Annotated in this window: 4 protein-coding genes; 2 read left to right on the top strand and 2 right to left on the bottom strand. The window is 40.1% G+C overall.

Translation table 11 applies throughout. The annotated features are described in order from the left end of the window. Positions 1–297 precede the first annotated feature (297 nt). Positions 298–2,244: a C69 family dipeptidase gene (locus HMPREF2918_RS03495; RefSeq protein ID WP_049486371.1), complete on the top strand. Its 1,947-nt coding sequence runs from the start codon at positions 298–300 to the stop codon at positions 2,242–2,244. A gap of 161 nt (positions 2,245–2,405) precedes the next feature. Here the strand turns inward: HMPREF2918_RS03495 and galU are convergent, their stop codons facing one another. Continuing rightward, positions 2,406–3,314 carry a UTP--glucose-1-phosphate uridylyltransferase GalU gene (galU, locus tag HMPREF2918_RS03490; RefSeq protein ID WP_049491186.1) on the bottom strand — a complete coding sequence of 303 codons (909 nt, stop codon included), beginning with the start codon at positions 3,312–3,314 and terminating at the stop codon, positions 2,406–2,408. A gap of 45 nt (positions 3,315–3,359) precedes the next feature. Beyond that, positions 3,360–4,376 carry an NAD(P)H-dependent glycerol-3-phosphate dehydrogenase gene (locus tag HMPREF2918_RS03485; RefSeq protein WP_049516434.1) on the bottom strand — a complete coding sequence of 339 codons (1,017 nt, stop codon included), beginning with the start codon at positions 4,374–4,376 and terminating at the stop codon, positions 3,360–3,362. A 278-nt stretch (positions 4,377–4,654) separates the two neighbouring features. Between HMPREF2918_RS03485 and HMPREF2918_RS10745 the strand changes: the two genes are divergently transcribed. Next, the coding region (locus HMPREF2918_RS10745) for a Spy0128 family protein (RefSeq protein WP_083307789.1) at positions 4,655–6,672 on the top strand (2,018 nt) is incomplete at its 3' end.

The following is a 6,672-nucleotide window of genomic DNA, read 5'->3' as shown; positions in this document are numbered from 1 at the left end:
GAATTACCGATTTCTGTCCCACTCTCTTTTTTTCCTAAAAAATGTAGCAAAATCGTAAACTAACAGAAAATTGTTTGAAATGCAAAGGATTGTATATATTTATTATAATATATTTGTAGAGGCTAAATGAGCCTTCTATTGCTAGGTCCATAGAGAAGGTAATCATGGGTAAAAAAGTATAAAAATGCAAAATAGAAAGCGCTTGCAAAAGGGTTGAGAAAGGTGTAAACTGGAGATATAAAAACCAAAAATAGTGCTATTTTGTCAAAAGTAGTGCAAAAACAAAGGAGATTTGCCATGAAAAAATGGTTGTTAAAACTCTCATTGGTAGCGATGACACTTTTACTCCTACCAATTCAAGCTGTTCAAGCCTGTTGCGGTTTTATCATTGGTCGCCAATTGACCAAGGATGGGACCACTCTCTTTGGTCGGACAGAAGACTACCCTTACTATCCAAATGGTGGAAAGCACAACAAAAACTTTGTAGTTGTTGATGCGAAGAACTATAAGGAAGGGGATCAACTGGAAGACGAATCTAATGGTTTTACCTATCCACATGCTGCTAGTGAAATGAAATACACAGCGACTTATGACTCTGCTCGTGGAGATGGTAGTAACGGTGCTTTTGGTGAACATGGATTTAACGAAGCCGGCGTTTCTATGACCTCAACTGTTACAGCCATTCCAAACAAAAAAGTCTTGAAGACTGACCCATTGACAGAAAAGGGAATTCCAGAAGCTGCCATGCTTGATGTAATTTTACCTCGTGCAAAATCTGCTCGCGAAGGAATCGAATTACTTGCGAAAGTCATTGAAGAAAAAGGTTCAGCTGAGGGGAATACAGTTGTTATTGCGGACCAGAAAGAAACTTGGTACATGGAAATTCTTTCTGGTCACCAATATGTAGCAGTAAAAGTCCCAGAAGACAAATATGCAGTCTTTGCAAATACCTACTACCTTGGTCATGTGGATTTGAATGACAAGGAAAATGTGATCGCTTCGAAAGATGTCGAAAAAGTAGCCAAAGAATCTGGTAACTACAAGACAGACAAAGATGGTAACTTCCATATCGCTAAATCTTATGGACCAGAAAAATATGCTGAAGGAGACCGTTCACGTACTTACGCAGGAATCACTCTTTTGGATCCAAAATCAAAAGTGACTTATGAAGATGATGAATACGAACTCTTCCGCTCACCAACAGATCCAAACAAGAAATTTACTTTGGAAGATGCCTTTGCTCTCCAACGCAACCGTTTTGAACATTTGAATGGTCGTTTTGTTCCAGACGATCAAATTGGTGTCAAGAAACAAGGGGATAATGGTAGCAATGATGCTGTTCGTAAAGACCAATACAAGTATGCTTTAGGAAACGAAAACGTTATTGATGCCCATGTCTACCAAATCAATCCAAAACTTCCAAAATCATTTGGTGGTACGTTATGGCTTGGTATGGGACCATCTCGGAACACTCCTTATGTTCCATTCTATGGTAATCTAAAAGATACTTACGAAGCTTTCAAACCTCAAACAGCAACTTATGATCCAAATTCATGGTATTGGACAGTATGGCACATTGACAATATGGCGATCAATAACCAAGATGTCTTTGGAAAATCGGTCCAAGATCACTGGAAAGCTCTTGAAAAACAATTTATTGTTGATCAAGAAAAGAAAGATATTGAATATTATGCGTTGAAAGATCAACCGGAAGCTGCAAAAGCTGCCGAAGATAAGGTGACAAAAGATGCACTGGAATTGTCTGATCGTCTTTTCCAACACTTCAAAGATTATGAAAAATTAATGGAAAAACAATTAGAGGCAGCTGGACGTAAATCTGATCCATATCGTGCTTCTCAACCAGATAATTATAAAGATCCTGAAGAACCTAAGAAACCAGATACACCAAAAGTTCCAGAAAAACCACAAATCAATGAAGATGTGAACAAAATTAAAATTCCGGCTCCAGATTATGTAGCAACACCTTCTAATAAAGACATTCCAGCAAATGCAGAAGGAAATCCAAATAATCGCTTTGGCTATGCTGCTAACAAGGATAAACAACCTGCTGTATCTTCGAAAGTAGAAACGCCTGTGAAGCCAGAAGAAAAAGTTCAATCTCCGGTTGAAGCTCCTGTAGTAGGAAACAGTGTAAACAACAATAATCGCTTCGGTTCTAACTTTAATCCAGGCGAAATTGAAACTTTCCCAAATACAAATTATTCTTACAATGTTCATCCTTAAACAATAAGAATAAAAAGTAAATTGGACCAAGTCCAATGAAACGAAAGAGGCCGGATTTTTATCCAGCCTCTTTTTTATAAAAAAAGACTGACCATTGTAGGGCAGCAAAGCTCTTACATGATATGGCCAGTCTCTTTTGTATTCTGTAGATTTGAAAATGATTAGTCTGCAGTTTGTTCAGTTGCTTCTAATTTTTTTCCAAGGTCAATAATATATTGTTTAAGATCATCTTTGACTTGAGGGTGTTTCAAGGCATAGTCGATCGAAGTTTTCATGAAGCCGAATTTATCACCTACATCGTAGCGTTGGCCTTTAAATTCACGGGCAAAGACTCGTTGGGTCTTATTGAGGGTGTCGATCGCATCCGTCAATTGAATTTCATTGCCAGCACCTGGTTCTTGATTTGCAAGAATATCAAAGATTTCAGGAGTCAAGAGGTAGCGTCCGATAATGGCGAGATCACTTGGAGCATCCTCTGGGTTTGGTTTTTCGACAAAAGTTTCAACGCTATAAAGACCGTTAATACCTTCTCCTTGAGGTGCGATCACACCGTAAGAAGAAACCTCTTCGTGAGGGACTTCCATCACAGCGATGGTTGACGCATGGGTTTCATCGTAGTCGTTCATCAATTGTTTGGTCAATGGCAAGGCATCATCATTAGTGATGTCCATGAGATCATCTCCCAACATAACGACAAAAGGCTCGTTTCCAACAAAGGCTTTGGCTTGAAGAACAGCGTCCCCTAAACCTCGAGGGTGACTTTGGCGGATGAAATGAAGATTGATCGCTGTTGTATCATTGACCAACTTGAGTAAGTCAGTCTTGCCTTTTTGCTCGAGATTGTATTCCAATTCGAAGTTAGAATCGAAATGGTCTTCGATCGAACGTTTGGCCTTCCCTGTTACGACAAGGATTTCCTCAATCCCAGATTTCAGAGCCTCTTCTACGATAAATTGGATCGTAGGTTTGTCAACGATTGGCAACATTTCCTTTGCCAAAGCTTTGGTAGCTGGGAGGAAGCGTGTCCCCAAACCAGCCGCAGGAATGACTGCTTTTCTAACTTTAGTCATATAGTTTCCTTTCTAAAAGGTAGGATTGATGTTAGGGTGGTTGACTTATTTCCACTCATTTTCTTCTTTAAATTCATTGCTCATCATGTGGTGGATGGCTTCGCGGATATCTTTTCCTTCATAGATGACTTGGTAAATGGCTTGTGTAATCGGCATGTAGACATCCAATTCTTGGGCCAGCTCGTGGGCGACTTTGGTCGTAGAGATCCCTTCAATGATCATACCCATGTTGGCTTCGATATCTTCCAATTTTTCGCCACGTCCGAGAGCATCCCCAGCTCGCCAGTTGCGGGAATGGACAGAAGTTCCGGTAACGATCAGATCACCAACCCCAGACAAACCGCTATAGGTCAATGGGCTAGCTCCGAGCTTAACGCCAAGGCGCGTGATTTCAGCGAGACCGCGCGTGATGATGGCTGCTTTGGCATTGTCCCCATAACCAAGACCGTGCAGGGCTCCAGCTCCGACTGCGATGATATTCTTCAAGGCTCCAGCAGTTTCCACTCCGATAACATCTGTATTGGTATAGAGACGGAAGTAGTGATTGCTAAAGAGTTCTTGAACATAGCGTGCAGCTTCTAAATCTTTTGAAGCTGCTGTAATGAGGGTGATGTCCCGTACGATGGTCTCCTCTGCATGACTCGGTCCAGAAACGACCACTACTTCACTGCGAAGAGAAGCAGGGATTTCTTCTTCAAGGATTTGAGAAATCCGATCGTGTGTACCAGGTTCGAGCCCTTTAGAAGCGTGCATGACTGTGACAGGGTGATCCAGTGTTTCAGCGACTTGTTTAGCGACCAAGCGGGTCACCTTTGTAGGAACGACAAAAAGGATAGCATCCACGCCGTCCAAAGCTGCTTTCAGATCGGTCGTAGCAGTAATCTCTTCGCTAATAACGATGTCTTTGAAATAGCGTTGATTGGTATGAGCGGTATTGATTTCATCGATTTGTTCTTGGATATTTCCCCAGAGACGGACTTCATGGCCGTTATCATTGAGGACTTGTGAAAGGGCTGTTCCCCATGAACCAGGACCCAATACTGCAACGGTTTGTTTTTCCATTGTATCTTCCATTTCTATGTCTATTTTTTCAACAAGGCTAGGAAATCTAGCGCTTGCACCTTCGAAACGGCCGAATGTGTGCCTTGAAGGACGATTCTATTTTCCTCTCTATTTTAACATAATATAGGTAAAAAAACTTGTATGATCATCAATTGTTTTGTGAGGACATTTCATTTTGACAAGATGCTAAATAAAAAAATGCCACCTTTTACTTGTATTACTACTAATTTGTGATATAATATTTTTTGCCTATTATTATGAATATAAGGGGAGATAAAATGAAAAAATTGGCTATATATCTATTGATGATGCTTTCATTATTGATGGTATGCTTTACGCTTTTTTCTAAAATTGTAAATGCAGAAACGTCAAAAAAAGTGGATGTCATCACAAATGTAAAAGTTCAAAACAATGATGGCGGGGATTTAACAGCTCCGCTTGGAAGATACGATACTTTCCGTCTTAATGCAAAGTTTGCTTTGGAAGGAAAAAACGTTAAAGCAGGAGATACGACGGAAGTAGTTATTGCTTCTCCAATTGACATCAAATCGCAGGATTTTGAAATTAATGACTCCATTACTGGTAAATTGATCGCTAACGCAAAGGTTGATGCAACTACTGGTAAAATTGTCTTGACATTCACAAAGTTTGTTGAAGAGAAAAATGATATTTCAGGTTCGTTCTTCTTCTATGCTGGTGTTAATAAAGATAAGTTTCCAAATGATGGTAATGCGCCAGTTAAGGTCTCTGTTAATAACAAAGTGAAATTCGATGGTACAGTAAAAAGTGGGACTGTCGGAGAAGGTAAACGGTATACTATTATCAAATCTGGTTGGGATAATGGAGATCACAAGAGCCTAGGTTTTCGTATTTCTGTAAATAGGACCAACGAGGCAATCAGCAATGCAGTTCTTTCAGATTCTATGGAATCACCAGGTGTAACCTACAAGGCTGGTAGCTTTAAGATCTACAAAGGTACTTGGGATTACAGCACTGGAACATGGCAACTTAAAAACAAAACAGATGTCACCTCTCAATACACTGTAAATGCAACAGATACTACATTTACGATTAATCTAGGGAACATTTCTGCTAACGATCACTTTGCAGTTGAATATGAAGCAGTTGTTAACTATGATGCGGTTGACCGTGAGGTGATCAAAAATAAGGCGACTATCGTAGGTGATAATAAAAAACCATACGATTCAAATAGTAAAGTAAATATCCAAATCGCGGGTGGTGAAGGTGTTGGTTATGCCTTCGGCATTCAAGTTCATAAAGTTGACGAAAGTAATGAACCGCTGAAAGGTGCGAAATTCCAAGTTATCCGTCAAGCAACTGGCCAAGTATTAGGTGAGTTTGAATCAGATGCTAAAGGTGAATTTAGCCTTAAAGAACTCTTGAGAGATAAATACATCATCAAAGAAATTCAAGCTCCGAAAGGGTATGACTTGGCAGAAGATACAATTGTTGAAGCTAGTGAATTTACGACACCAACGAAACCTGTTAGCAAAACCATTGTAAACAAGAAAGAGAAGCCGGCCAAAACCCAAGCTGTTATTGAGCTGGATAAAGTTCTTACAGGTCGTGACTTGGTAGACGGCGAGTTTAGCTTTGAATTGTACGAAGGTTCAAACAAACTTCAAACAACTACTAACCAAAACGGGAAAATTACATTTGCACCGATTGAGTACACTGAAGAAGGTGAACACACATACACTGTGAAGGAAGTGAAGGGCGACAATGCCACTATTGCTTACGATGCTTCTGAAAAACAAGTGACTGTTAAAGTCATTCGTGATGGAGGAGCTTTGAAGGCAGAAGTCGTCTATCCAGAAAGCAAAATATTTACCAATGCCTTCACACCAAAGGCGGCAAATGCAACAATTGAGTTGACAAAAGAGTTGACAGGCCGTGACTTGGTAGACGGTGAGTTTAGTTTTGAATTGTACGAAGGTACAAACAAACTTCAAACTGTTACCAACAAATCTGGCAAAGTAACCTTTGATGCTATTTCTTACACAGCAGAAGGTGAACATACTTATACTGTGAAAGAGGTCAAAGGGGATAATGCTACGATTGCTTACGATGCATCTGAAAAACAAGTGACTGTTAAAGTCACTCGTGATGGAGATGCCTTGCAGGCAGAAGTCGTCTATCCAGAAAGCAAAATATTTACCAATGCCTTCACACCAAAGGCGGCAAATGCAACAATTGAGTTGACAAAAGAGTTGACAGGTCGTGATCTAAAAGACGGTGAATTCAGCTTTGAATTGTACGAGGGTGCTAACAAGCT

It is taken from the genome of Streptococcus sp. HMSC065C01, assembly GCF_001813525.1.
In the GTDB taxonomy this organism is placed as follows: Bacteria; Bacillota; Bacilli; order Lactobacillales; family Streptococcaceae; genus Streptococcus; species Streptococcus parasanguinis_V.
Note: the sequence above shows the minus strand (reverse complement) of the source record. Positions and strands in the feature narration are given on the sequence as shown.

Bases quoted from the DNA above. Each gene is read 5' to 3' on its own strand.
- galU (WP_049491186.1), bottom strand. From the start codon at position 3,314: ATGACTAAAGTTAGAAAAGCAGTCATTCCTGCGGCTGGTTTGGGGACA.
- HMPREF2918_RS03495 (WP_049486371.1), top strand. From the start codon at position 298: ATGAAAAAATGGTTGTTAAAACTCTCATTGGTAGCGATGACACTTTTA.
- HMPREF2918_RS03485 (WP_049516434.1), bottom strand. From the start codon at position 4,376: ATGGAAAAACAAACCGTTGCAGTATTGGGTCCTGGTTCATGGGGAACA.